Origin of the sequence: Thermosporothrix hazakensis (assembly GCF_003253565.1) — a bacterium.
Lineage (GTDB): Bacteria > Chloroflexota > Ktedonobacteria > Ktedonobacterales > Ktedonobacteraceae > Thermosporothrix > Thermosporothrix hazakensis.
The window spans coordinates 73,509-99,859 of the sequence record NZ_QKUF01000005.1; the positions used below are offsets into that span (position 1 = coordinate 73,509).

A 26,351-nucleotide genomic window follows, 5' to 3' on the forward strand; every position below is an offset into this window, starting at 1 on the left:
ATATTCACACATTATGAATAACGGCACCTGCCTATAGATGAGTTTTTAGCGCTGCCCTCGCGCTTTGAATCCTATAGATGCTAAACGTTTCTCTTGTTTGGCCTCAAGAGAGATGACCATAAAAAAGGCCTGCATCTCCCTGTCTCGACAGATGCAGGCCACCAGGAAGCAAAGCATGCTTCAAGGTTTCACGCCCCAGACTGTCTGGCAATACCAGAGACAACAGAATGTATCCTCTTCAGCCTCATCAAGCATGCGTGCATAAAGAACATCCAGTTCCTCCTGAGTACTCAAGCCACAACGTATGATAAGCGGCTGCAAGAGCTTGAAACCGGTACGCCAATCATCCATGATCGCGTCATGGGCTGGCATTCCCTTCGAGCCGTTGAGAGCGTGCGCCTGCGCTTGAATCCGGGTAAAACCCGCTTCTGCAAGCAGGCGATGCTGAACAGCGGTAATCCCGATAGAGATCCCTTCCGGAGAGAAACATTTCCCCGTACGGCGCAGCGCTTCCGCAAAGAGCCCGGTATACCGCGTCATGGCCGGGGCTGTTGTCACGCCTAGCTCGCTTTCATTGCTGCATAAAATGCCCCCGGGGCGCAAAATACGATAGCATTCCCGCAAGACAGGCACCCAATCATCAGTTCTTAAAAATGACGACATCAGACGTGTGTACACAATATCAAAGGATTCTGAAGGAAAATCCAGCTTCTGGCGGGCATCCATAATCTGAAAGCGTGCATTGCTCACGTCCTGGTCTGCCGCAATCGTATTCGCATAGGCAGTCATCGTCTGACTGATATCGATCCCCGTTACACTGAGATGTGGATAGTGACGAGCCACCTCCAGTACCCATTCACCCGGGCCACTCCCGATATCAAGCACACTCTGCGCTTTCTCCAATGCGCCCATATCTGGAAAGAGTCCAATAGCTTCGGTGAGCATCCGGGCCTGCTTGATGAGACGCGCCATTTCAGCTACATTCTCTGCATCCATCATATAGCTTGTAGGACTAGTTCCCTCACTCATTGTAGACAATTCCTTTCTTTACGGCATCCATTTCTTTTCTCAGTATACTATATTAAAAACCTATTTTGCCCTAGAGGTACATGACTACCTGTACTTTTATCTACACGGGCACACTTCTCGAAACACTGTATCCAATACAAAAAGCAAGAGAAGCTTGTCCTTAGCAGGCATGTCTACAGGAAAAAAAATAACCAGAAAGCGGATATACAGTCCACTTTCTGGCTCTCAGATGCGAGAAAAAGGAGAGCGGCCATATTCTACCGCTCTCGTCGTCTCTTCATCGCTCTTCCGGACGCTTCTTTTCCACGCCCTCACTCTTAATGTGCGGATGCCCTTCCCGCTGGATTCTCGGCTCCTCGTGCCTGACAGTTTCCGTGATGTCCTCTTCACCCTGCACTTCTCGCTTTTCCGCCGTCACTTCACCTCCAACAACCGTTTCTTTCGAGATATTCACGCGCTCTTCGCTGAGTGGAATGTGAATGGTCTCGCCCTCACCAATCTTCTCAGAGGTGGGATGCTCGCCAGAGACCGGATGCCGTTCAATAACGACCTCCTCGTGTGAGACCGGGACTTTGAAGTGCTTCTCTTCGCTGACAACTTCCTTCCCGATGGTCACTTCACCGCTTTCTACACGCTCCTTTCCCAGGTGGACCTGCTCCTCACGCAGAGGAATTGATTGTCCGGTTTCTGCTTGCGGACCTCTTTGCTGCGTCGTCTCCACGTCGCGCTGCTGGCTGATATTCCCGGGCCGTTGCGTCGTTTCTGCTCGGCCCTGTACGTTCCTCTGCTGCGCGATTCTGGCCTGCTCACGGGCGGCAGCTTCAGAAGTCCTCGTAGAGGGCCTCGTCTCCTCAGCCTCAGTCCTGTACCCTAACTTATGCTCGGATGCCTCTTCAGTGGCACCTCTTTGCGCCGACAACGGCTCTCCGGTGCGATTGACAGCACCCCTGATACCAGCTCCAGCAGTGCCTGCGGCTCCTGCTGCCCCTCTCTCACCCATTGTCGAACGCGTTTCCTGCTTTGCGGTCTCTGCCTGCTTGGTGGGATGTGCGTATCCGGTCGGAGCACCGCCAACAATATTATCCGCTCCGCAGGTAGTAAGAATACTGGCAGCCTGTTGTTCTCGTCCCTCGGCTCTGACCGAGAGGACCTGACGACCAGCACGGAACTCCTGATCATAGAAATCAGCCTGTGCTTCAGGAACGCCCAGATTCATCAGATCTCGCTTCAGGTCCACGGCCATCGCGCCGCCTTCATTCCACGCCAGACCAAGCTGATTCTGCTCAAAGCCGGCATCCCTCAAGCTTTCAAGCGCTTTCTTGGCCCCTGCCTCGTCTTGAAAGACTCCTATAACCAGAGGATGTCTGGCAGCCATAGCCTATACTCCTTTCTCTCAGCACAATGTAGCAAGAATGAAAGATTGTCATCTCCTTGTCCTGTAGACAGCATGAGCTAAATACATTCAGGAAAATCTCCCTTCAGCGCGCTCAGCCTGAACAATGACAAGCACCCATGCCATCTCTCCCCTTTACACGCGCACAGTTTATAGATTGATACACATGCATTTGAGTATAAATACTCTTACCATGAGCAATAGTGTTTCCCAAATTACAGGATATATCAAGAGGCAACAAAAAGCAGGGGCACGGCTCGGAAATGGCAGGCGCGCATCAGGAAGACAAGGGAGTGAGCATACCTGGCACAGCCAGAGCTCACCCCTCTTCACACCCTGTCCTAGCGCCTGGTTACCATCGGGATCTCACGGCGAATATCAAATCGTAAACAGGCATGTGCACGCCGGATCGCCGCTTCCACAGCCTCAGGCGTCTCTCCGCGCGAGAAGATAAAGCCCAGATAACTCGCGCCTTCAGGCAGCGGCACCAGCGGGTGATGCAGCTTGGCCGTAATCTCGACCCCGGTAATCAGCGGGACCGCCCGCGCCTCTTCCACACCATGAACGCCTTTAAGCATACCAGCGGCAGGAATCGGGATCATCATTACTCCGGCAGCATTTCCTGCCCGCTCAATCATGCGTACCTCTTCGCCAATGGCATGGCGCAAGATCAATTCTTCCAAACACATGCCCGTCCCAAATTCCAGCACAGAGGAGCACAACCCACCGATCGAGCGACCGGCAATTTCAAGCATCCAGGGTCCCTGCTCATTGATACGCAGTTCTGCATGAACCGGACCATGACGTAACCCGAGCGATGCAGCCGCCCGGGTCACACAATCTGCGATCGCCTCTTGTGTCGCCCGAGGAAGCCGTGAAGGGGTGACGTAAATAGTCTCTTCAAAGAACGGGCCATCCAGAGGATCTGGCTTATCGAAGAGCGCCAGCACTTTGAGCTGACCTTGCGTGAGCAGCCCTTCGAGGGCTACTTCACCTCCGGGAATAAAGTCTTCTACCAGAAAAGTGGTATGCTCCTCATCATAGCCCTCTTGCAAAAGAAGACGCTTGAGACGATAGAAGGCCGTCGTAAACTCCTCTGGATTGTTTGCGCGAATCACGCCTCGACTCCCCGAGAGACGGCGTGGCTTTAAGACGCAGGGATAGGTTACCTGGGTGGCAAGCTCGGAGGGATCGGAGCTCAACGGGAAATTACGAAAGACAGGGCAGGGCACGCCAGCCGCCGACATCAGCCTGCGCATAATCCACTTATCGCGGGCAGCTTCGGCAGAATCAGGCGTGTTATGTGCCAGATGGAGTGCAGAGGCCGCATGAGCCGCCAGTTCCGTCGCGCTATCATCGACGGAAAGCACAGCCGTCAGGGGGTGCACACGCGCATAGTCCACAATCATTTGCACAGATTTGTCGATATCAGTAAAATCAAGCCCGAGCGGCACATGCCAGTATTCCGCCAGTTGTTCGGGCATATCCACGCCGAATACCGGTTGAAGATCCAACCGCTCGGCAGCACTCAGAAACGCCCCGGCCCGATAGGTTGCCGGCGACATCAAAAGCAATACTCTTTTTTTCTCGCGCTTTTCTGTATTCATACGTCTTATCTCAATCCTGCGCAACATCCACGGGCAGCCCCTTCGCTTTCAGGGCCGCAGCCAATCCAAAAAGGCGGGCATCACCCTCCACTACCCAGATAATCTCACGGGGTGATGTCGCATATTTTGGGCGCTCCTCGGGGCGCTCCCAATGGCATTCATACGTTCCCTGCCAATCGCGATGCTTCACGCGTCCCTGATAGCTCCAGGGATCATGCATCGGACGCCGATTGACAAAGCCAAAACCGGCCCCCTCGATACTGGCAAAGTCTTTGCTACGGAAGATTACTTTCATTGACTCTTTATCTCCAACGGTCTTGACCGGTATAGAACAGGCTCACTTACTTCACTAAAGATAGCAAATGGGAGCAAACAAGGCAAGAGAGAACGCCCTCTGCTGACCTTCGTTATATAATAGGGGCAGTCGATCACGCCACCTTCCGCTTCGCCTCTGCCACGCGAAGCTGAAAGAGCGTATCAGTTTTCTGGAAAGAAGGCCCATCATGGACAAACGAGCACTCGTTTTTTGGATAGATGTTGATAATACACTACTTGACAACGATAAAGTCAAAAAGAGCTTTGACGAAGTGTTACGCGTTAACGTCGGGGAAAAGCTTACCCGGCGCTTCTGGGAGCTCTATGAGGAGATCCGGGCAGAGAAAAGCGTTATTGATATTCCGCTAACTCTCGAACGTCTGCGCGCAGAAACACCGCAATCCGAAATGGACGACTATACCTATCAGCATATTCACTCCATCTTCGAGCACTATCCCTACCGCGAAACGCTGTATACGCACGCACTTGATACCTTGCATCACCTCTCAACACTTGGCACTACTGTCATTGTATCAGATGGCGACCCGGTCTTTCAGGCGGAGAAAATCGTCAATAGCACCATTGCGGACGCCGTCGAGGGGCGTGTTCTGCTGTATGTACATAAACAGGAAAACTTGCAGGATATGATCCAACAATACCCGGCAGATCACTATGTAATGATCGACGATAAGCCCACCATCCTCGACGACATGCATCACTTGCTTGGCTCACAGGTCACCACCGTTTTTGTCAAACAGGGGAAATATGCCAGCCAACCACTTCCCGCGGGCTTCACACCCGATATTAGCGTTGAGCACATCGGTGACCTGCTCACCTTCAGCAAAGAACAATTTCTGCCGCACCCGACACCCCATAAGTAAAAAGGATGTGAGGGAGAAACACAGCTTCTCCCTCACATCCTGAAATGCTCCGACTAGATTTCCAGTTTGACACGGAACGTCTTAATCTCGAACGGGCGCACCTGGAACTGCAAAGCATTCCCCTGGTACGAGGCGTCCGCAATAGTTTCTTCCAGCAGGTTACATTCCTGAGCCGAGGCAATCGGTGCAGAGAAGGTAATAGAACCTTTACCACGCTGGTTGTGAGCCTCATAGAGACGCACAATAAAGCCATCGCCATCCTCAGCGGGCTTGACGGTATCGATGACCACATGCTGACAATCAGTCTGCATAAACGAATACGCCGCAATGCGTTCCTCCGCCGAAGAGGTCGAGGTGCTGCCGGTCACCGCCAGAACAGGAACGTTCAGCTCGTAAGCGCGGCGCACAACCTCTGCATCACGCCAGTCACCCCTGTGCGGAAGCAGGCTGTAGGTGAAGCGATGAATGCCCTGATCAGCAGTTGGGTCAGGCACGATACCAGACTTCAGCAGGGTCAGGCGCATGACATTATCATGAATGTCATGACCATACTTGGCATCGTTGAGCAAGCTGACGCCATAGCCCCCCTCACTCAGATCTGCCCAACGATGAGCACAGACCTCGAAGCGAGCCAGATCCCAGGAGGTATTGCGATGGGTCGGGCGTTGAACATTACCAAACTGAATCTCGTAGGTCGCCTGTAACGCATTGATGTCGACCGGGAACGCAGCTTTCAGCAGAGTCTGATGCTCGTGCCAATCAATTTCGGTTGAGAAATCAATGCGCGGCGAATTGCGCCAGAGCGAGATGCGCTGTTTCACAGTGGAGGCCATGAACGGGCGAATCACTTCCACGGTCACGCGAACCGGGCCCTCTTCAATCACCCGGATCTCCGACGCCTCGTGCAGCGGATATGGCTTCTCTTCATAGTAGAGATCGATATCCCAGGCATCATAGTTCATCGGGCGATCTTCGTACGCGATCAACTGGTTACCGTTCTGTCCTGGAACCAGGACATCACGCTCGGCAACCTTATCATAGATGCGGCTGATTTCGCCATTGGCAGCAAAGGTCAGATCATAGTACTGGTTGTGCAGCGCAATCAGGCCATCGGTAGTACGCGAAATGCTGCAAGGCACTTCGCTGGAAACGCTTGCTGCCTGATCGGCCAACACAGCGCCAACCGCCGGGATCTGCAAGCCATCAACCAGATAATACTTGTGGCCATCCCAGTCCTCGACCTGCTGTGCGGGCAGATTGTTCACCTGCAACTCCGCTGGAATCTGAACCGGGTCAGTACGCTGCCATGCCAGCGTGTTCATAAGCACAAGATCACCTTTACGCCAACCGAAGCGCTCACCCAGCACAGAGCAAGCCTCGTCGCGAACCTTCTCGCCAAGAGCGCGCGCCTCGGCGTGAATCCTGGTTGCGTCCTCGTACACTTCGGTAATCGAGGAACCAGGCAGAACATCATGAAACTGGTTCAGCAGGATACCGCGCCAGCCCTTGTTCAGCTCTTCCTGGCTGCCAGTCAGGCCAGCCCAGGTGCTCAACAGCTCTGCGTCACGATAAAGCAGCTCATTGCGGCGGTTTGCCAGCTTGGTTCGTCCCTGAGAGGTGTAGGTACCACGATGATACTCAAGATAGAGTTCACCGGCCCAGGTCGGCAACCTGGGATCATCCCAGACACGCTCATACAGATCGCGGAAGAACTTCTCGGAGCGATCCCACCGCACTTCAGGATAGCCGGGCAGACTCTTCATGGCCTCGGCACGCTCCATCTGGTGCTCATCCGGGCCGCCACCGCCATCACCCCAACCACACAGGTACAGGATCTCATCGTTGATTTTCTGCTGGCGATAGTTCTTCCAGATACCGACCATATCGCGAGCGCGGAACGGGCCGTTATAGGTGTAGAACCAACCACCATCATCAGAGACAGGAGCCGTGACAAAGTGCGTCAGAACCTCGGTACCATCGATACCACGCCAGCGGAAGGTATCATTTGGCATGCGGTTGAACTGGTTCCAGCTAATCTTGGTGGTCATAAAGACGGGGATATCAAAGCCCCGCATAATCTGCGGCAGCGCGGCGCTATAGCCAAAGACATCGGGCAGCCAGATGTTATTGGGTTTATAGTCAAACTCTTCTTTCAGGAAGCGTAGGCCCTGCATAATCTGCCGGACCAGCGATTCGCCAGAGGGCAGGTTACAATCAGGCTCAACCCACATGCCACCAACAAGCTCAAAGCGACCTTCCTTCACCCTCTGCTTCACGCGCTCAAACACTTCCGGCGCATCCTCTTTCACCCACTGCAATGACTGTGGCTGGCTATGGCTGTAGTGGTAATCGGGGTAGCGCTCCATAAGCGCGAGAACTGTGGAAATAGTATGCACAGCCTTCTGTCTGGTTCGCCAGTACGGCCACTGCCAGGCCAGGTCAAGGTGCGCGTGACCGGTTACAACAACGCGGGGACGGTTGCCATCTTCCAGCCCATCCCGCAAATGCTCTTGCAGATAGGCGATTGCCTCTTTTGCAGAAGCAACGAAGCGAGCGCTTGAATACCCTTCGCGCAGATCAAGCATATTGTACGCCGCATTGAGGCGCTCGATCAATGTATGACGAACAATGTCATTCTCATCCAGAGCAAGAGCAGCATCTAGAACGGTCTCGATCACATGATAGAGCTTCCAGGCTGTCTCATTGCGGTTATGAATGGTGAGGCCGCGGAAGGGAATCGGCTCTGAGGTATAGACCTGAATTGTCACCTCATGTGGCTGACCATCAGCGGCATGAGGAGGCAATTGAAGTTCTTTATGATAATAGTCAAAAGCGCCAACTGCGATCCCATCCAGGAATGCGGTCGCTTCCAGACGCAAGATAAGACCATCCGATGATGGAGAATCCCAATGGAGCTGAAGGATCACAGGATCATTCCGCATCGGCTCGGGAACCTGAAGCTCTGTCTTCAGCCAGACAGTAGCATGCTTCCTGCCCCAGAGCTGACCGACCTCAACCGGCTGCCACTCCTCGGACGCCGGAGATGGTGGGGGAGTCATAGGACCAGTGGCGGGCGCAACCAACACAGGAGAGAGCGGGTGCCGTTCTCCTGAGTATGCCTTGCGCAGGTAATTTGCAAGATGTGCTTGCAGCTTCTTCTCAGTAAAAGGCATATAAACCAAATCCTTCTCTAGTAGAAAAATGGCTCCTTCATTGTATCTTCCAGGCAAGCAGGCAGTAATGAATGTAGCCATTTTCTCTTATAGAGCCCTGGTACTATCCAGCCAGCAAGGCGGTCAGCACAGCGTTTCTACACAAGAAAATTTCTATCTATCTATTTACTCCTGCTCAAAGCAGAGAAGAGCTTTGTGTACTCACGCTCTTCCTGAATAGATAGGCCAAGCTGACTGAGACGACGAACGACCGCGCTGCATCCACGCTCAATCATCCATGCATTGTCAATGACCGTCTCTCCCTCTGCCGTCGCAGCCGCGATAATGAGCGCAGTTCCAGCACGAATATCATGAGCCGTGACCTGCGTTCCCCGCAATTGAGCCACCCCGGAAACGACTGCGACTCCCTCTTGAATCTCTATTGTAGCACCCATTTTCTGCAATTCCTGTACCGCAGAGAAGCGTTCCTCAAACAGCGTCTCACGCAGATACGACCTTCCTTCGGCCAGACAGGAAAGCGCCATAATCTGCGGCTGCAAATCGGTCGGATATCCTGGATACGGCCAGGTGATGACATTGACCGGCCGCAAGGGAGCAGTGCGCCGCACGCGAATTACCGAGCCATCCTGCCAGAACTCCACTCCCATTTGTTCCAATTTTGCCCGAATAACTCCCAGATGCCGCAAGTTTGCCCCAACCAGCGCCACATCACCTTGCGTCGCTGCTGCCACCATTGCCATCGATCCCGCATCCAATCGATCAGGCATAATCGTATATTCGACCGCAGAGAGCTCCTTCACACCCTCGATATGCAGCACGCCGGTTCCGATGCCCGAGATCCTGGCTCCCATGAGGTTCAAAAAGTGCGCCACATCGGCAATTTCGGGTTCCAGCGCCGCATTCTCAATTGTGGTCTCTCCCTCAGCCAGACAGGCCGCCATCATCAGGTTTTCGGTGCCGGTATGGCTTGGCGTATCCAGATAGAGATAGGCCCCCTTGTAGTCCTGCATCTTCATCGAGATGCGTTCGTTGTCTTCCGTTACCTCGGCTCCCAGACGAGCAAATCCCCGGTAGTGGAAGTCCAGTCGACGTTTGCCCAGCCTACACCCGCCAACCGTGGCAATAGAGGCCTTACCGGTTCGAGCCAGCACCGGTGCAAGGAAGAGAATCGAGCCACGAAACAGTTCGGTGAATTGAGCTGGAAGATCGCTCGTCTTAACGTCTGATGCATCGATAATAAGGACCTGGTCCTCTTCATGCAGCGTCACCTTCGCACCAAGCTCGCGAGCCAGAGAAATAGCGGCGAAGATATCTCGAATCAAGGGAACATTACGTAGAATCGTCTGCCCCTTTCGGGCCAGCAGCGAGGCAGCGATGATCGGCAGAGCTGCATTTTTCGCTCCTTGAATCACAACTGAGCCTTCCAGCCGCTGTCCGCCCTGCACCGTATAGCGCACCGCCTGACTGCTCAATACTCCATAAGGCGCTTCTTTAATAAATTGCTGTGGAGCAACCCTGAGCCAATCACAGAGCTGTAAAAACGTTTCAACATCTACCATCTTGCCATGCTCAACCCGAGAAAGGGTCGCCGGGCTGACATTGCCAATCTCTTCCGCCACCTCACGCAATCCGCGCTCGCCACGTTTTGCTTTTAATAACTCAGCCAGATAAAGGGTGTCCAGAAAACTTTTCATCGAAGAATCTCTATACGTTTAATCTATTAAACATTGTCTGATGTGTTAAACAGTATACAGTAGACGAAACAGAAAAGCAAGGGAACAAAAAAAAGGAGTGCGATGAAATTCCTGTTCAGATGGAGAAGCCCTTTACACCGGCAACCAATCAAGCTATGCTCTCTCATAGAGATACAATCAAAATAGGTGGAACTCGTACATTCATGACCCACAACACGTCCACAAGAAGAAAGAGCTTGACTGATGGCACGACAACGCGTCACCTTGAGTCTTCAGGCCTATCAGGAGATCCTGACCGATATCTACACACGGCCTCAGATTGAAGCCTGCGGGCTCCTTCTTGGCAGAATTGAGCAGGAAAAACACTGGCATGTATGCGGGGCAAAAGCACTCCGCAATATCTTTCAGTCACCAGTGTACTTTGAGTTTGCTCCGGAAGAACTCCTTGAGGCAGAACTAACCTATCCTGAACAGATCATCGGTGTCTATCATAGCCACCCAACCGGCTATCGCAAAGCCAGCCAGACAGATCGCACGAACATGCAGCGGGTCAACGTGGAACAGCAGATTCCCTGGATCTGGCTCATCGTCTGTGGCCCCTTTGAGCAGTCTCCGACAACACAGCATCCAATCCTTGCCTACTATCATGACGCCCACGCTGGCCTGCAACACCTCTCTCTCACGCTTGAACACCATCTCTGATCCCGGTTTGACAGCGGTCAGACGTATGTCTACAATAGCATACAGTGCTATTTTTTTATACGTGTGCGCCACACTAGCGGCATGGATGGGAGTTCATATTTGAAACGGAAACATATCTATCTTCTCATTCTGGTCTTCATCGGAGGCCTGAACAGTCTCGCGATCGAAATGTGTGCTCAACGCCTCTTAGGAGCGTATTTCGGCAGCTCTCTGTATATCTGGGCGGTACTGATCGGGCTCATTCTGATTTATTTAACTGTCGGCTACTATATTGGCGGCAAACTAGCCGATCGCTACCCCTCTGAAAAAGCGCTTTGCCTCAGTACTGCTATCTCCGCTCTCTTTATCACCCTGATTCCCTTTGTCAGTCAAAGCGTGCTTTCCTGGTCGATTGACGCGATCGCGCATATCTCAGTCGGCGCTTTTCTGGGTTCACTGCTTGGAACAGTGCTCCTCTTCGCGGTTCCGGTTATTTTGCTTGGTCTGGTCTCACCCTTCGCAATCCGACTTGTGACACAAGAGCTTGACCGCAGCGGGCGCATCAGCGGCTCACTCTACGCCATCTCAACAGCGGGTAGTATCCTCGGGGCCTTTCTTCCTGTACTCTGGATGATCCCCACTTTCGGTGTGCGCCGGAGCCTCCTTATTCTGGGTGCACTGCTCTTTCTTGCCTCGCTCTGGGGATTACGCCCCTACTGGCGGTTTGCCGTGGTGATCCCGCTGATCGCAGTCGTTCTTCCTCTGGGACCCTTGAAAGAGATTCCCAACCTGATATACTACCAGGAATCGTACTATAATTACATTCAGGTCACAAAGGAAGCAGATGGAAGCCATCGTCTGATTCTCAATGAGGGGCAGGCCATCCACTCCATCTATTACCCGGACCTGAAACAGCAACCCCTGACAGGCTGGTACTGGGACTACTTTCTAGCCGCGCCCTACTTCAATAAAGGCTTCAAGCCCGAACAGCTCAAACGGGTCGCTATCGTTGGTCTGGCAGGCGGCACGATCGCCAAACAGATCACCCAGGTGTACGGCCCTGTCGCAATCGATGGAATTGAGATCGACCCTGCGATTGTTGAGGTCGGACGAAAATACTTCGATATGAACGAGAAAAACCTGACGGTCTATGAGCAGGATGGACGCGCGTTCTTCTCAACCACGCAAGCCAAGTACGACCTTGTGGTGATAGACGCATTCCAGCAACCCTATATCCCGTTCCAGCTCACCACAAAGGAGTTCTTCGAGGAGATTAAAGCGCATCTCACACCAACCGGCGTCGTTGCAATCAATACAGGTCATACCGAGACAGACTACCGTCTGGTGCAGGCATTCGTCAACACCATGTCCACGGTCTACCCGAGCGTGCACACCTTTGACGTGCCCAATACGATTAATACCGAGGTCATGGCGACCATGCAGCCCACCAGCAGCGACACCTTCCGCGTCAATATGGCCCAATTCGACCGCTCTACAACAATGGGCATTGTCGCCAGCGAAATGCTCCCGGCGATGAAAGAGCGAGCACCAGATGGCGGCCTCGTCTTCACCGATGATCGTGCTCCAATTGAACAGATTACAGATCAGCTTCTACTGAATTACATTCAGGGACCATAACGTGTTTCTGTGCCATACACGACGCAGAATATTGTATGTACAATGAAAAGATTAAGTAAGAGAAGTGCAATCACTTCTTCGGTGTATTATAGTATTGACAGAACACCACCTCAAACAATAGAATAAAAGAAGCAATCAGAGTCAGAATAATGTACTGTTTTGCTTCTCCAGGTGGTATGCTAATACAGATTGCACCCACGTATAGCAGAGAAACACAACTAGAAAGCAAAGAGGATAGACGATAATGGTGGCAGTCGCAGTCATCGGCGCACAATGGGGAGACGAAGGGAAAGGCAAAATTGTTGACGAGCTTTCAATGAAAGCCGATTTTGTGGTGCGATATCAGGGCGGCACCAACGCCGGGCACCGTGTCGTACACGAAAAGGGGGATTTCTCTTTTCGGATTGTTCCCTCCGGAATACTCTATCCTAATACAATCTGTGTCATTGGCAATGGTGTTGTGGTTGATCCCAAAAGCCTCATCATGGAAATGGAAGAGTTGCAGCAGCGGGGAATCGATATTTCACGCCTCTACATCAGTGAGCGCGCTCATGTCATCATGCCGTATCACTTCGTCCTAGATAAACTGGAAGAGGAAGCACGGGGGACTGAAAAAATTGATAGCTCGTTGCGCGGTCTGGGGCCAGCATACGTCGATAAGCATGCCCGCAGTGGTATTCGCATGGCAGATCTGCTCGATGTCGATACCTTCCGCGCCAAGCTTTCAACCATTTTGCAGCAGAAGAATCGCATGATTACCCAGATCTATGGGCAGCCGCCACTCTCACTGGAAGAGATCCACGGCGAGTACTTCGGCTACGGGCTCAAGTTGCGACCCTATATTGCAGATACCCAGAAAATGCTGCGCGATGCCCTCAGCGAGCACAAGATTATCCTGCTTGAAGGCACACAAGGCGCGCTGCTCGATGTCGATTTCGGAACCTATCCCTATGTGACCTACTCTTCCACTCTGGTAGCGAATGCCGCTGCCGGTGCAGGTTTGCCCCCTCGCTCCATTGATCGCATTATCGGCGTCTACAAAGCCTATACCACGCGTATCGGCAGCGGTCCTCTACCAACAGAAATCTTTGATCCGGTCGGACTGGAAATGCGTAAGCGGGGGAAAGAGCATGGCCCCAATGACAGTCTCGAACGACGCTGTGGCTGGTTCGATGCTGTCGCAGGGCGCTTTATCTCAGAACTGAACGGTCTGGATGCAGCCGTCATTACCAAACTGGACGTTCTAGATACCTTGCCAACCATTAAAATCTGTACTGCGTATAATCTCCGAGGGCAGATTGTTCACAGCCTGCCCGCAACTCTGAGCGACCTTGCAGCCTGTGAACCCATCTACGAAGAGTTGCCGGGGTGGCAGTGCGATACCAGCAATATCAGCAACTATGAGCAACTCCCCCGGGAAGCTAAGGCCTATTTGAGACGACTGGAAGAGCTCCTTGAGACCCCTATCTATATGATTTCGGTCAGCCCTCAGCGTGGTCTGACCATTCAACTTCAAGATGTTCTGGCCCCCGAGAAATAGCACAGATCAGCGGCCTAGCGGTTTCTTCGCTATGGCCGCACCAGTCCGAGGATACTGAGCCGGGCAGCGTTTGCGCTGCTCCCAGACAAGCAACCTTCGTCCATCATCTAGCCCCGGAAGCTGAACCGGAACGTCCTCCTTGAACGCAGCTCCCACCATTGCGGCAGCACGCTTTCCGCTGGCAAGCTCTTCGCTCAGGTCGCCCTTTTTCGGCAACACAATCATACCCCCCACCTGACAGTACGGGGCGCAATATTCCAGCAAGACCGGCAGCGCTGAGACCGCCCGCGCCGTCACTATATCAAAGGAGGCACGATACTCGGGCTTCTGTCCCAGTTCTTCAGCCCGCCCGTGAATCACTTCGACGCCTTCAAGATGCAACATCTCTACCATATGCCGCAAGAACGTCACCTTTTTGTTAGTCGCCTCCAGCAGGGTGACCCGCCACTGTGGACGCACAAGCTTGAGCGCCAGCCCGGGGAACCCTGCCCCCGTCCCGATATCAAGCAAACGCGCCTCCTGCTGCTTACACACCAGCAACAGGGACAGGGAGTCCAGAAAATGCTTGATCAGGACCTCTTCCGGGTCTTTAATCGCTGTCAGGTTAAAGCGTGTATTCCAATCAAGCAGCTCGTCCCGGTAGCGCAGGAACAGTTCGACGGATCGTTCATCGATTCCAAGCTGTTGCAGGCCGGCAAGAAAATCATTGTATAAGCCTTCAGCCATCTCTCTCCTCAATCATCTTCATTCTCTCTTCTTCTGGCTACAGATCATGTGCGCGGCGAATAACGCGGATCTCATCACAGTGCTCCATCCAATGCCGTACCAGGATCCCGATCATCGCTCTGACGGATAGACGCCGCATATGCTCACCCTTTCCCAGAAAGACAAAGCGCTCCCAACTATCGGGCACCAGACGTACGATCTGTGCTATTCGCTGCCGATGAGCACGGATAAATGCCAGAGAAGGCTCAAGCGCACGTCGACCATACGCAAGCATTTCAGGCCAGAGCTTCTGATCATAGGGCCCCTCTTCAAGCGTCGCCCCGGATTGAGCCAGCGCGACCAGGATAGGCATCATATACAACCCCTCCACTTCTGCCAGATGGTGCACATTATAGCGTATTGACCACTCTTCTGGCGCCTTTTGGAGATCCAGTTCCGCCTCGGCCAGCCCCTCTAGTACCTGTGTCAGTTCTCGCATGCAACCCGTTTCATACCAGTCAAGCAGATGCTCAAGTGAACCCAATGCAATAAACTTGAGCGTGTAGCGATCCGGCATTTCAATACAGACATGCCGCTCCCCCCAGGGCCTCGTTTCAATCGAAAAGCCCGATGATATCCGCTGCCGGATGCTCTCTGCATCTCTGAGCCACGGTATCCCTTCCCCACGAAACCCGACCGTATCTCCCGGCTGAAAAACAAACTGCGTTCCGACCAAATACGCCTTCACATCCTCAACAGCAGCATCAGCCAGTAGCAGCGGGTCGCCGTCAGAGTCCAGCAGCAGCACCACCCCCTCGTCAAAACGCGCCTCCACTGTCTGAAAACCGACGCGTTCCACAAGAAACGAATGAAGCGCCTTCAGACTATGCACCTGCATAGCAATTGAAGGCGCTGGCGAGAAACCATTTACCACGCACACAGCTCCTTATAAGCAAGCAAAATAACGATGTTATCAAAGTATAGAGGAAAAATGAGCTTCCGGTAAGCCCCCAAAAAAAGAGAGCGGCGGATAGCAATAGTATCCGCCGCCCGCTGAAAGTCTAGTGCACAAATTTACGCTTACTGTTGAGGTAGTCAACCAGCAGGTATTCACCGAGGTTATCACGATCAGCATAGAACGTCCGTCCCCGGTTGATCTGGGATAGCTGGTTGACAAAAGCGATCATATAATCATCGTCGTACAGCATAAAGGTATTGATGGTAATGCCTTCACGCGTACAGCGCTGTGCTTCCAGCAAGGTCTGCTGTTCCGCGTAGGGACTCGGGAACGCAAACTGCCAGCCACCATAGCGCTCTTCATACCAGACGGTCGGGCCTCCATCGGTAATCATGATGATCTGCTTGTTGACGCCACGATGGCGCGCCAACAGTTGCCGCGCAAGCATCAGACCATGCGCCATATTAGTGCCACGGTCATTATCATAGCGACTGAGCTCAATCAACTCATGCGGCTTGTACTCACGCGCCACAAATGAGAAGCCCACCACATAGAGATTATCTCGCGGGAACTGTGAGCGAATCAGGCTTTCAAGCGCAATAGCGACCTTTTTGGCCGCCTGCTGACAACCGTTATACACCATACTCAGGCTCATATCGATCATCAGCACCGTGGATGACTGGGTTGAATACTCGGTTCGGTAGACCTCAAAATCATCCTGCGTGAGCCGGACAGGCGTTCCTGCCCCCTGACGAGTCACTGCATTCATCATCGTCTTTTCCAGATCGAGCAAGAACGGATCACCGAACTGATAGGGCTTACTCTCATCGGTTCGATCACCACCAGTGCCACGATAGGGAACCACATGTCGCCCGAAACCATCTCGTTTGAGCTTATTGAAGATATCCTGAAGCGCCTTCTGACCGATCTTCCGGATTGCCCGGGCCGTCAGTTCCCAACGGTTTCCGCGCTTCTCGATATAACCGGCCTCTTCCAGCATCTTCATCAACTCTTTCAACTGCTCAACGGACTGGTATTCTTCATCTCCTAGCAGTTCCTTGACTTTCTGGCTGTCAATCGCCTCCAGATCATCCAGACGACGGGCCTCCTGAAGCTCATCTTCCAGCCCCTCCATCTGCTGCATGCGCCCCATCATGCGCAGGGCCTCGTTCAGTGGCAGGGTTTCATTGCCTCTGAACGGGAACCGGGTGCGGATATCATCCATTGGAGCCAGGGCTTCCAGATGCGCAAACATCTCCATCATATCAACGCGAATCCGGTCATCTCCCAGCAGTTGATCTGACAACTGTTGCAGTTCCTCGCGTTGTTCAGGAGAGAGATTATCGAGAATGCCCTGCATCGCTGCCGACTGCATCTGCATCTGCTCGATCAGATCATCCAGAGAATTAACCCCCGGGAAGTACTGACCATGCTTTTGCATAAACGAATCGAAATCCGGCTCGTGTCCCTCGCGGCGCTCACGCAACATCTTATTCAGGTCGCGAATCATCTCGCGCAACCGGGTCACATCTTCCTGACTCATTGAGCGCAAGGATTGCTGCATTCCCTGAAAGAACTGCTGCATCATCTGCTGTTGCAAGCTATCCATCAATTCCTGAAACTTCTGGCGGGCCTGTGCATCCATAAAGTCATACTCGGAGAGCTTCTTCATCTGCCCCGGGATATCTTTTGGCAGGCTGTCCAGATAGTCCAGTTTGCGTTTTGCGATTGCTTCCAGCATGCGGCGCTTCTGCTCAGGAGACAGGCCATCACCCGACTGCTCCCCTTCAGAGGATTGCTGCCCTTCCTCACCCTGCTGCCCTGCACCTGACTGCTCCCCTTCAGAGGACTGCTGCATTCCCTCACCTTGCTGCCCGTTGCTCTGTTGTTCCTCCGCTGGCGACTCGGCGCCCTGGCGTTCAAGGCGTTGCTGAATCCCAGAGCGCTCCATCTGTTTAATCTCATCCAGCTTTTGCCGGAGATCATCCATCACGCCTGACGCCATGTTGTAGCGATTGAGCATCTCATTGCGCTGGCGGCGCAGGCGATCCATAAGCTCGCGCAAGCCCATTGCGCGGCGTCCATCTTCCCCGCGTACCCCTTCCTGCATCAGGCGTTTCATGGCCTGTTGCAGATTTCCATTTTCCAGGTAGTCATCTGAGAGGGCTTTCAGGATATCATCAGCATCGAGTCCCTCTAGCTGCTGCGTCCCATCCCAGCGTGAATACCCGTAACGTCTGCGAAAGAAGCGTTCTAGCATAAACCATGTCCTTTAGCGGCGATAGCGCACTTTTCCACGGACATCATCCTTATTGAGACGGCGATTCAGGTGCAATCCCTCAAGAATAAACTCGACGGATGATGCAATAGTCGCGGGGCTTCCCCGGCCTTTCAGACGGTCAATCGCTTTGCTAAGACCGCCAACCTTTGAAAGCTGATTCACATATTCCATCGCGGGCATGTCATCACCGACCTGAACGTGCAGCCCCCGCTCAAATCCAGCCAGCAATTGATCAAACTCACGCGCCTCAAAGTACTGGCCGAAAACGTTCAAAATTGCCATATTAATCAGCTTGCGCACAACGCGCTCTTCCTGCACATCGCCAATTGCATCCAGCTCAATCTTGCCACAGGTTGAGGCAAGGATAGCTGAAAGATCGCTCACCCGAGGCGCCACCTGACGCTCACCGAGGCGTAACGCACGGCGACTGGCGTTACTGAGCACATTTTCAAAGTTCGCCACCGAAACACGCACGCTTACCCCCGAGCGCTGGCTGATATCGGTACTTCGCCGCGCCAGATGGGTAATCTCCGCAATCACTTCTTTCATAAAGTCCGGAACGAGGACTTCCAGCCCCTCCGTCTCGAAGTGATTGCTCTCCGACTCCATAATCCGAATCTCGTGTTCAACATCTGTCGGGTAGTGGGTGCGAATCTGCGAGCCGATACGGTCCTTCAACGGGGTGATAATGCGACCACGATTGGTATAATCTTCCGGGTTCGCACTGGCAACAACAAAGGTGTCCAGCGGCAACCGGATTTTATAACCGCGGATCTGAACGTCACGTTCCTCCATGATGTTCAGCAGACCAACCTGAATCCGCTCGGCAAGGTCTGGTAGCTCGTTAATACAGAAGATTCCACGGTTTGTGCGAGGAATTAAACCGTAGTGAATCGTCAGCTCATCAGAGAGATACCGCCCTTCAGCGACACGAATCGGGTCAACTTCACCGATCAGATCAGAAATGGTGATATCGGGCGTTGCCAGCTTCTCGCCATAGCGCCGCTCTCGGGGAATCCACTCGATTTCTGTTCTATCACCCAGTTCCGCGACTTTATCGCGCGCGTACTTGCTGATCGGCTCGAACGGATTGTCATTTATCTCGCTCCCGGCAATAATCGGGACATATTCATCCAGCAAATTGACCAGGCTTCGCGCCATACGCGTCTTTGCCTGACCACGTTCACCGAGAAAGATAATATCCTGACCGGAGAGTATCGCGTTCTCGATCTGGGGTATTACCGTCTCTTCATAGCCGATAATCCCTGGAAACAACTCTTCGCCTTTCCGAATTTTCTCTATCAGATTCTTGCGCATCTCTTCCTTTATGGAGAGCACTTTATAGCCGCTATCGCGCAATTCACCAATTGTCCGAGGTCGAGTAGTAATTGTCATTCAGTGCATAACCTTTCTTGGGGGACCGGCTTTGAGACGCATGCCTGACTCTGAGGAATGTTGCCCTATCAGACATGGGTCCCACAATACAAGAAACTAGTGGAACCAGTACTAGATTCTACACAGTCCGAGAAGATAAATGCAAGTCAGGCCGGTTCAAGCTGGCAGACAAAGGGCTATCTACTAGCTCGTCAACGGGCAACTGAGGCCGAACGAGCGCCTTACCTGCGAAAAAAGAAGGATTTGACGACAGAGAGCAACGTCAAACCCTTCCCAGAGGTCGAAACAGCGGTTCAGAAGAGGGATACCAGCGCTACAGATCTGGACCCTCTTCTCGTTTCAGGGGTACGATGTGGATATCCACATCCGGATTCAGGCGGAGAAGACGATTGATCACCGATCCATAGAGCATTTCTTCAAACCGGGTATGCGCGGGCTGGCCGACAACAATCTGTGTCGCTCGCTTTTGTCGCGCGATCTCAGCCAGCAAAGCTGCGACATCATCCCCCTTAATGCGCAACACCTCCGCCCCCAGATCTTCAGCCAGCGTCATATGCTCCTCCAGGCGTTTCCGCGCCTCCGCACGATGCGCCTTGATCGCGCCGCGATACTTCACCAGCGCAAACAGACGGCGCAAGAAGGCCCGATATCCGCCAACCTCAATGGAAACTGCAACAAAGTCGGCATGCAGGCCATGTGCCAGCCGCCAGGCATCCCGAATAATCGAGCGGCTCTGCGGTCGATGGTCAAAGCCAACCAACACCCGTTCATTGGTCTCCCAGGTTGTAGCCTGCATTGCATGTTCATCGAGATATTGCTGTAACTGGGACTCGGTTTTATTGGCGGTCAATCGGAGCGCGATTTCGCGGAGCGCCGTCAGGTTCCCCTCACGGAAGAAATTATTCAGCGCGGTCTCAATGCGTTCTGGAGGGTAAATATTGCCGTGTCGCATCCGCTGGCGCAGCGCCCGAGGAGCGATATCGATCAGCTCAACCTCATCGGCCTGATCGAGCACCCAATCAGGCAACGTCTCGCGAACTGTGATCCCGGTAATGTTGGAGACAAGGTCATTCAGGCTCTCCAGATGCTGGACGTTCAAAGTGGCAATCACATCAATCCCTGCCTCCAGAATTTCCAGCACATCCTGATACCGCTTCTTATGCTTTGAACCAGCCGCATTGGTATGTGCCAGCTCGTCAACCAGCGCCACTTCAGGGTAACGTTTCAGAATGGCATCTGTATCCATCTCCTCAAGCAGTACCCCCTTATAGAGAATCTGCTTGCGTGGTATGATCTCAAGGTCTCCTATCTGGGCCTCGGTTTGGGAGCGCTTATGCGTTTCCACATAGCCAATCACAACATCGGTACCGCGTTCCTTGCGCCGCCGCCCCTCATTGAGCATGGCATAGGTCTTGCCGACACCAGCCGCCGCGCCCAGATAGACACGCAGACGCCCTCGCCTGCGTGTCTGTCCTATCTCGGTACTGACCTGCTCCTCCTCATCAAGATGATACCGCTTGAGCAACGCTTCAGGATCAGGACGACCATCCTCACGCTGGAACTCTGGTGGCAGATCTGTCATACGCCAATGTTCTCCCGCTATTGCTTGAGCGCGTCCAGGGCAAGATTCAGCTCAAGCACATTGACATGCGGCTCACCGAGGAAGCCCAGGAAGCGGCCCTGTGTATGCTCCTTAATCACCTGCTCAACCTGTGCTTCGCTGATTCCCCGGGCCTTCGCGATACGTGGTACCTGATACTCCGCACCCGCAAGGGTAATGTCGGGATCAAGTCCAGAGCCAGAAGCAGTCACCAGATCAACCGGAATCGGCGTTCCCGGCTTCACATCAGGATTCTCCTTTTTCAGCTCTGCAATACGCTCCTCAACCGCTTTGGTCAGATTCTGGTTGGTTGGTCCCTGGTTGGAAGCGGTCGAGTTCTGTGCATTGTATGGCTCACTCCTGGAGCTATCCGAGACGCTCACTGTCACAGAAGGGCGTCCGTGAAAGTACTTCGGCTCGGTCCAGTACTGCCCGATCAGGTCTGAACCGATAGGTTTCCCATTTACCATATGAATGCTGCCATTCGCCTGATACGGGAAGAGAAGCTGCGCCAGTCCGGTGACTATTCCCGGATAAATCAGGCCGGTGATTATTACCAGAAGAATTGTAATCAGGACAGCGGGACGAATATAGTTTTTAACGGCACTCACAACCATGATAGCGTTTCCTCTTATCCTCAGCGGTAGAGCAACCCTGCGGGCCGCTCTACCAGTTCTCTGTTCAGGCCAGATGTAACAGCACCAGGACCAGATCGATAAGCTTGATCCCGATAAACGGAACAATCAAACCACCAAGTCCATAGAGCAGGAGATTCCGCCGTAGCAGGGTTCCAGCTCCGAGCGCTCGATACTTCACGCCCCGTAAGGCCAGCGGGATCAGGATGATAATAATGATAGCATTGAAGATCACCGCTGAAAGCACTGCACTATGCGGCGTCGCCAGATGCATAATGTTGAGCGCATTCAACTGCGGGTAGGTGGCACTAAACATTGCCGGGATAATCGCGAAGTATTTCGCAACGTCGTTCGCGATACTGAAGGTAGTTAACGCGCCACGCGTCATCAGCAACTGCTTCCCTACTTCAACGACCTCAATCAGCTTGGTTGGGTTCGAGTCCAGATCAACCATGTTGGCGGCCTCTTTTGCGGCCTGTGTCCCGGTATTCATTGCCAGACCGACATCAGCCTGAGCCAGCGCGGGTGCATCGTTGGTTCCATCTCCGGTCATCGCAACCAGACGGCCACCGGCCTGCTGCTCCTTGATCAGCTTCATCTTGGTTTCAGGAGTTGCCTGCGCCAGGAAGTCATCAACGCCTGCCTCTTTCGCAATCGCCGCAGCGGTCAGTGGGTTATCGCCTGTGATCATGATCGTGCGAATACCCATACGGCGAAGCTGCTCAAAGCGCTCACGCATACCGCCCTTCACAATGTCCTTCAGCTCAATCACCCCAAGCAGACGCGCCTGTCCTTTCCCTGCACCTTGCGTCACCATCTCAGCAACCACCAGCGGCGTACTGCCGGAACTGGCGATCTCTTTGACCAGCGCATCCAGCTCTTTGCTGCGCTGCCCACCATTCTCAATCACATATGTATTGACGGCATCGGAGGCACCCTTGCGGATCATGCGGACACCACCACCCTCGTTCAGATCAACGCCACTCATCCGTGTCTGGGCGGTGAAGGGAATAAAGGTAGCTCCAGTCTCCTCGGTTGCGTGCAGCCCATAGCGATCTTCAGCCAGCTTGACAATCGAGCGACCTTCTGGCGTTTCATCGGCAAGGCTGGAAAGCAGTGCCGCCTGCGCAAGCTCTCGTTCATGAACGCCCTGTGCAGGAACAAAGCGGCTGGCCATACGATTTCCCAGCGTAATCGTCCCGGTTTTATCGAGCAGCAGCACGTCGACATCTCCAGCCGCCTCGACAGCACGTCCACTCATTGCCAGCACATTGCGCTGAACCATGCGGTCCATACCAGCAATACCGATCGCTGAGAGCAGACCCCCAATTGTTGTCGGGATCAGACAGACCAACAACGCAATCAGTGTCGTGATCGATACCGCGTTTCCTGAATAGATCGCAAACGGCTCCAGCGTCACGACTGCCAGCAAGAAGATGATCGTCAGACTTGCCAGCAGGATATTCAGTGCGATCTCATTCGGAGTCTTCTGGCGGGCCGCACCCTCAACCAGTGAGATCATACGGTCAAGAAAGGTTTCACCAGGGTTCGCGCTGATCTTGACCACGATCCAGTCAGAAAGAACTCGTGTGCCCCCTGTGACTGCACTGCGATCACCGCCGCTCTCACGAATGACAGGAGCCGACTCACCAGTAATCGCCGACTCATCAACAGATGCAACCCCTTCGATCACCTCGCCATCACCCGGGATCACATCTCCCGCCTCAACCAGGACAACATCACCCTTGCGCAACTGTGGTGCCGAAATCTCTTCATAGGAGCTGTCACGCGAGGCAGAAGCCAGGCGCTTCGCCATCGTTGTCGTGCGTGTCTTGCGTAGCGCGTCGGCCTGTGCTTTGCCCCGGCCCTCGGCCATTGCTTCGGCAAAGTTTGCAAAGAGCACTGTAAACCAAAGCCAGAGCGTCACCCCTAGCACAAACCACATCTCGGCAGCAGGACCGGTAATGATCAGGCGAACCGCCTCAATAGTCGTGATGACGCTCCCGATCTCCACCACAAACATCACCGGGTTCTTCATCTGCCAGCGCGGATCCAATTTCTTCAATGCATCCAGCATCGCCCGACGCAGAATCGCCCCATTGAAAATGGAACTCGCATTGTTCTTCTTCTGAGATTTCCACTCTTTAGATTCTAAAGTACCGATACTCATTGCTTAAAACACCTTGCCCGAAAGCATCAGTAAATGCTCGACAATTGGCCCCAACGAATAGGCGGGGAAGTAGGTCAAAGCCCCAACGATCACAACTGTACCTGCCAGCAGGAAGACAAAGAGCGGGCCCGTAGTTGGGAATGTTCCCGGTCCAGCGGGAACCACCTTCTTCTTGACCATCGAACCGGCAATCGCCATTGTGGGTACAATAATCAGGAAACGTCCTAACAGCATCGCGAAGCCAATCGTCCAGTTGTAGAACGGCGTGTTTACGGCAAGCCCTCCAAACGCAGAGCCGTTATTTCCAGCACCAGACGTGTAGGCATACAGGATCTCTGAAAGTCCGTGCGGTCCCGGGTTCGCAATCGAACTGGTGCCAATTGGCAGTACAGCCGCCACAGCGCTCATAATCAGGATAGTTGCAGGCATTACCAGGATTGCCAGGGCAGCCATCTTCATTTCTTTCTTCTCGATCTTCTTGCCGAGATACTCAGGCGTACGGCCAACCATCAGACCAGCAATAAACACTGCGATAATGGCGAACAGGAGCATCCCATAGAGACCGGAGCCGACGCCACCGAAGATAACCTCACCAAGCGCGATATTCGCCATCGGGATCATACCACCAAGCGGGGTATAGCTATCATGGAAGCCGTTCACCGCGCCACAGGAAGCAACCGTTGTCACGACAGCAAAGAGTGCGGATTGCGTAATTCCAAAGCGAACCTCTTTGCCTTCCATGTTGCCGCCCGCCTGCAAATCAGTTACAGACAGATTCGCTCCTGCCTTTGTCAGCAACGGGTTCCCGGCTTGCTCGGCTGACATGGCAACCGCAATACCGATCACAAAGAGCAGCGCCATTGCAGCCCAGATGGCCCATCCCTGCTTTGTATTGCCGACTGAGCGTCCAAAGGTGTATACTAGTGCGGCAGGAATGACCAGAATGGCCAGCATCTCAATCATATTCGTCAGCACATTGGGATTCTCAAATGGGTGTGCCGAGTTCGCATTGAAGAAACCACCGCCGTTTGTGCCAAGCTCTTTAATAATCTCTTGCGAGGCAACCGGCCCCTGTGCAATAACCTGTTTCACGCCCTCAAGCGATGTCACCTCAACATAAGGCTGAAAGTTCTGCACCACCCCCTGCGAGACCAGCACCAGCGCCCCTACTATACAGATAGGAATCAATATATAAAGCGTGATACGTGTCAGATCTACCCAGAAGTTCCCGAGTGCCTGAGCGCTCTTGCGCGAAAGCCCACGGATCAGAGCAACCGCTATTGCGATGCCAGCAGCCGCAGAAACAAAGTTCTGGAACGCCAGCCCTGCCATCTGGGTCAGATAGCTCATCGTTTGCTCACCACCATACGCCTGCCAGTTGGTATTTGTTGTAAAACTGGCCGCCGTATTAAAGGCCAGATTTGGCTCGACAGCGCCAAATCCCTGGGGGTTCAAGGGAAGCCAGCCCTGAATGCGTTGAAGCAGATACAGAAACAGCATACTGGCCAGGCTGAACGCAAGCATGGAGACGGTATATCCGGTCCATTTCTGCTCCTCATCAGCCTTCACACCACAGATCCGGTAGATCAGATTCTCTACGGGCCGCAGGACAGGCGTAAGCCAGGTCTTCTGACCATTAAACACGTAGTACATATACAGGCCAAGCGGCTTCGTGAGGAGCAGCAGAATGACCAGAAAAACAAGGACCTGCAAGATCGAGTTCACCATTACAGGCATAACCAAAACACCTCAACAACAGCTAAAATTTCTCCGGTGCAAGCAAAGCGACAAAAAGATACACCCCGAGCACCAGGGCAACAATACCAACCAGAACGTATTCAACGGGAGTATTCATTCTCTGGTAGTCCTCCTACAAGCGGTCACATGCATAGGTAAATGCAACACAGAGTAGAAAAAACACAACAGTCGCAAGAACAACGAGCAGATCCAGCATTCTCACGCCTCCTCATCTGCACGGCAAGGGATTGAATTTGAAGTATAATGACGATCAGATGCGGCCTCAGCAGCCAGCCGGAGTAACGCATCCATCACGAACGGCTTGGGCAAGTAGGCAAGGGGGCGAAATTCCGCCAGGCGTCGTGGACTGACGCGAACCGCTGAGAGCACGACCACTGGAAGCTTACCCGCATGGTTTCCCTCTGGCAGCGGTTGAAGCACTCGCTCCTGTAAGGCACATCGCAGCACATCCCAGCCCGTTTGATCTGGCAGGTTGATATCCAGAATAATCAGATCAAACGTCTGTGTCCGCAGGCAATGCAACGCCTGTTCCACGTCAGTGGCGCTCGTAGTCAGATGCCCACGAGCCCGCAGGTTCCGCATAATGAGCTGACAGAGCATTGCATCATCTTCAACCAGTAGCAGACGTGCCCCTTGCATACTCACCCCTTTCTAGCGCTTCATACTCCGAAAGAACTTCCGAAAGCCACATCAGAAACTATACCCCCTGTTCGCTCAAGGTGGTATAAAAAGAGTAAAGAGGATTCTCAAAATTTGCTCAAGATTTCTATGGAGAGGACCGAAAGCATTTGATCTTTCTCAATTGGACTCGTTCTTATCATGGAAGAGGATTCTCAAGTTGTACTCAAGAAAAACAGTAGAATCCTTAAAATTTTCTCAGAAATTGGCACGAAAAAAC

The 26,351-nt window shown here is 53.2% G+C and carries 20 protein-coding genes; 4 read left to right on the forward strand and 16 right to left on the reverse strand.

The window, feature by feature from the left end; translation table 11 throughout:
- Positions 1-180: 180 nt before the first annotated feature.
- The 4 genes from EI42_RS09740 to EI42_RS09755 all read right to left on the reverse strand — a co-directional run bounded on the left by EI42_RS09740 (position 181) and on the right by EI42_RS09755 (position 4,324).
- Positions 181-1,029: a class I SAM-dependent methyltransferase gene (locus EI42_RS09740; protein WP_111321326.1), complete on the reverse strand. Its 849-nt coding sequence runs from the start codon at positions 1,027-1,029 to the stop codon at positions 181-183.
- 277 nt (positions 1,030-1,306) lie between these two features.
- Complete coding sequence (locus tag EI42_RS09745; protein WP_111321328.1) at positions 1,307-2,404, reverse strand: YsnF/AvaK domain-containing protein; 1,098 nt, start codon at positions 2,402-2,404, stop codon at positions 1,307-1,309.
- Positions 2,405-2,763: 359 nt separating this feature from the next.
- Positions 2,764-3,987, reverse strand: coding sequence for an ATP-grasp domain-containing protein (locus EI42_RS09750; protein ID WP_246046376.1), 1,224 nt, complete (start codon positions 3,985-3,987; stop codon positions 2,764-2,766).
- 52 nt (positions 3,988-4,039) lie between these two features.
- Positions 4,040-4,324 (reverse strand): hypothetical protein, encoded by a 285-nt coding sequence (locus tag EI42_RS09755; RefSeq protein ID WP_111321330.1) that lies wholly within the window; start codon positions 4,322-4,324, stop codon positions 4,040-4,042.
- Positions 4,325-4,532: 208 nt separating this feature from the next.
- Here EI42_RS09755 and EI42_RS09760 point away from each other — a divergent pair, with 208 nt between their 5' ends.
- Positions 4,533-5,225, forward strand: a complete 693-nt coding sequence (locus tag EI42_RS09760; RefSeq protein WP_111321332.1) for an HAD family hydrolase — start codon at positions 4,533-4,535, stop codon at positions 5,223-5,225.
- 53 nt (positions 5,226-5,278) lie between these two features.
- Here the strand turns inward: EI42_RS09760 and EI42_RS09765 are convergent, their stop codons facing one another.
- Both EI42_RS09765 and murA read right to left on the reverse strand, forming a co-directional pair.
- Positions 5,279-8,398, reverse strand: coding sequence for an alpha-mannosidase (locus EI42_RS09765; protein WP_170142510.1), 3,120 nt, complete (start codon positions 8,396-8,398; stop codon positions 5,279-5,281).
- Positions 8,399-8,559: 161 nt separating this feature from the next.
- Positions 8,560-10,092 (reverse strand): UDP-N-acetylglucosamine 1-carboxyvinyltransferase, encoded by a 1,533-nt coding sequence (murA, locus tag EI42_RS09770; protein ID WP_111321336.1) that lies wholly within the window; start codon positions 10,090-10,092, stop codon positions 8,560-8,562.
- A gap of 243 nt (positions 10,093-10,335) precedes the next feature.
- On the opposite strand from murA, the gene EI42_RS09775 reads away from it, so the two are divergent.
- From EI42_RS09775 to EI42_RS09785, 3 genes are all read left to right on the forward strand, one after another.
- The gene (locus EI42_RS09775; RefSeq protein ID WP_111321338.1) at positions 10,336-10,794 is read left to right on the forward strand and encodes a M67 family metallopeptidase; all 459 of its coding nucleotides are present in this window, start codon (positions 10,336-10,338) and stop codon (positions 10,792-10,794) included.
- 99 nt (positions 10,795-10,893) lie between these two features.
- A complete protein-coding gene (locus EI42_RS09780; RefSeq protein WP_170142511.1) occupies positions 10,894-12,411 on the forward strand; it encodes a spermidine synthase in 1,518 nt (505 codons plus the stop codon).
- 244 nt (positions 12,412-12,655) lie between these two features.
- Positions 12,656-13,951 (forward strand): adenylosuccinate synthase, encoded by a 1,296-nt coding sequence (locus tag EI42_RS09785; RefSeq protein ID WP_111321342.1) that lies wholly within the window; start codon positions 12,656-12,658, stop codon positions 13,949-13,951.
- Between the two features lie 6 nt (positions 13,952-13,957).
- Here the strand turns inward: EI42_RS09785 and rsmG are convergent, their stop codons facing one another.
- From rsmG to EI42_RS09835, 10 genes are all read right to left on the reverse strand, one after another.
- Positions 13,958-14,677, reverse strand: a complete 720-nt coding sequence (gene rsmG, locus EI42_RS09790; RefSeq protein ID WP_111321344.1) for a 16S rRNA (guanine(527)-N(7))-methyltransferase RsmG — start codon at positions 14,675-14,677, stop codon at positions 13,958-13,960.
- Between the two features lie 37 nt (positions 14,678-14,714).
- Positions 14,715-15,590 carry a DinB family protein gene (locus EI42_RS09795; RefSeq protein ID WP_111321346.1) on the reverse strand — a complete coding sequence of 292 codons (876 nt, stop codon included), beginning with the start codon at positions 15,588-15,590 and terminating at the stop codon, positions 14,715-14,717.
- A gap of 127 nt (positions 15,591-15,717) precedes the next feature.
- Positions 15,718-17,874, reverse strand: a complete 2,157-nt coding sequence (locus EI42_RS09800) for a VWA domain-containing protein (RefSeq protein ID WP_111321348.1) — start codon at positions 17,872-17,874, stop codon at positions 15,718-15,720.
- Between the two features lie 12 nt (positions 17,875-17,886).
- Complete coding sequence (locus EI42_RS09805; protein WP_111321350.1) at positions 17,887-19,290, reverse strand: MoxR family ATPase; 1,404 nt, start codon at positions 19,288-19,290, stop codon at positions 17,887-17,889.
- 313 nt (positions 19,291-19,603) lie between these two features.
- Positions 19,604-20,872: a sensor protein KdpD gene (locus EI42_RS09810; protein ID WP_111321352.1), complete on the reverse strand. Its 1,269-nt coding sequence runs from the start codon at positions 20,870-20,872 to the stop codon at positions 19,604-19,606.
- Between the two features lie 17 nt (positions 20,873-20,889).
- Positions 20,890-21,507 carry a potassium-transporting ATPase subunit KdpC gene (gene kdpC / locus EI42_RS09815; RefSeq protein WP_111321354.1) on the reverse strand — a complete coding sequence of 206 codons (618 nt, stop codon included), beginning with the start codon at positions 21,505-21,507 and terminating at the stop codon, positions 20,890-20,892.
- A gap of 64 nt (positions 21,508-21,571) precedes the next feature.
- Complete coding sequence (kdpB, locus tag EI42_RS09820) at positions 21,572-23,695, reverse strand: potassium-transporting ATPase subunit KdpB (protein WP_111321356.1); 2,124 nt, start codon at positions 23,693-23,695, stop codon at positions 21,572-21,574.
- Positions 23,696-23,698: 3 nt separating this feature from the next.
- Positions 23,699-25,432: a potassium-transporting ATPase subunit KdpA gene (gene kdpA / locus EI42_RS09825; RefSeq protein WP_111321358.1), complete on the reverse strand. Its 1,734-nt coding sequence runs from the start codon at positions 25,430-25,432 to the stop codon at positions 23,699-23,701.
- Positions 25,433-25,454: 22 nt separating this feature from the next.
- Positions 25,455-25,550: a K(+)-transporting ATPase subunit F gene (gene kdpF / locus EI42_RS09830; protein ID WP_111321360.1), complete on the reverse strand. Its 96-nt coding sequence runs from the start codon at positions 25,548-25,550 to the stop codon at positions 25,455-25,457.
- Between the two features lie 101 nt (positions 25,551-25,651).
- On the reverse strand, positions 25,652-26,092 hold the full coding sequence (locus EI42_RS09835) for a response regulator (RefSeq protein WP_111321362.1): 441 nt from the start codon (positions 26,090-26,092) through the stop codon (positions 25,652-25,654).
- Positions 26,093-26,351: the final 259 nt, after the last annotated feature.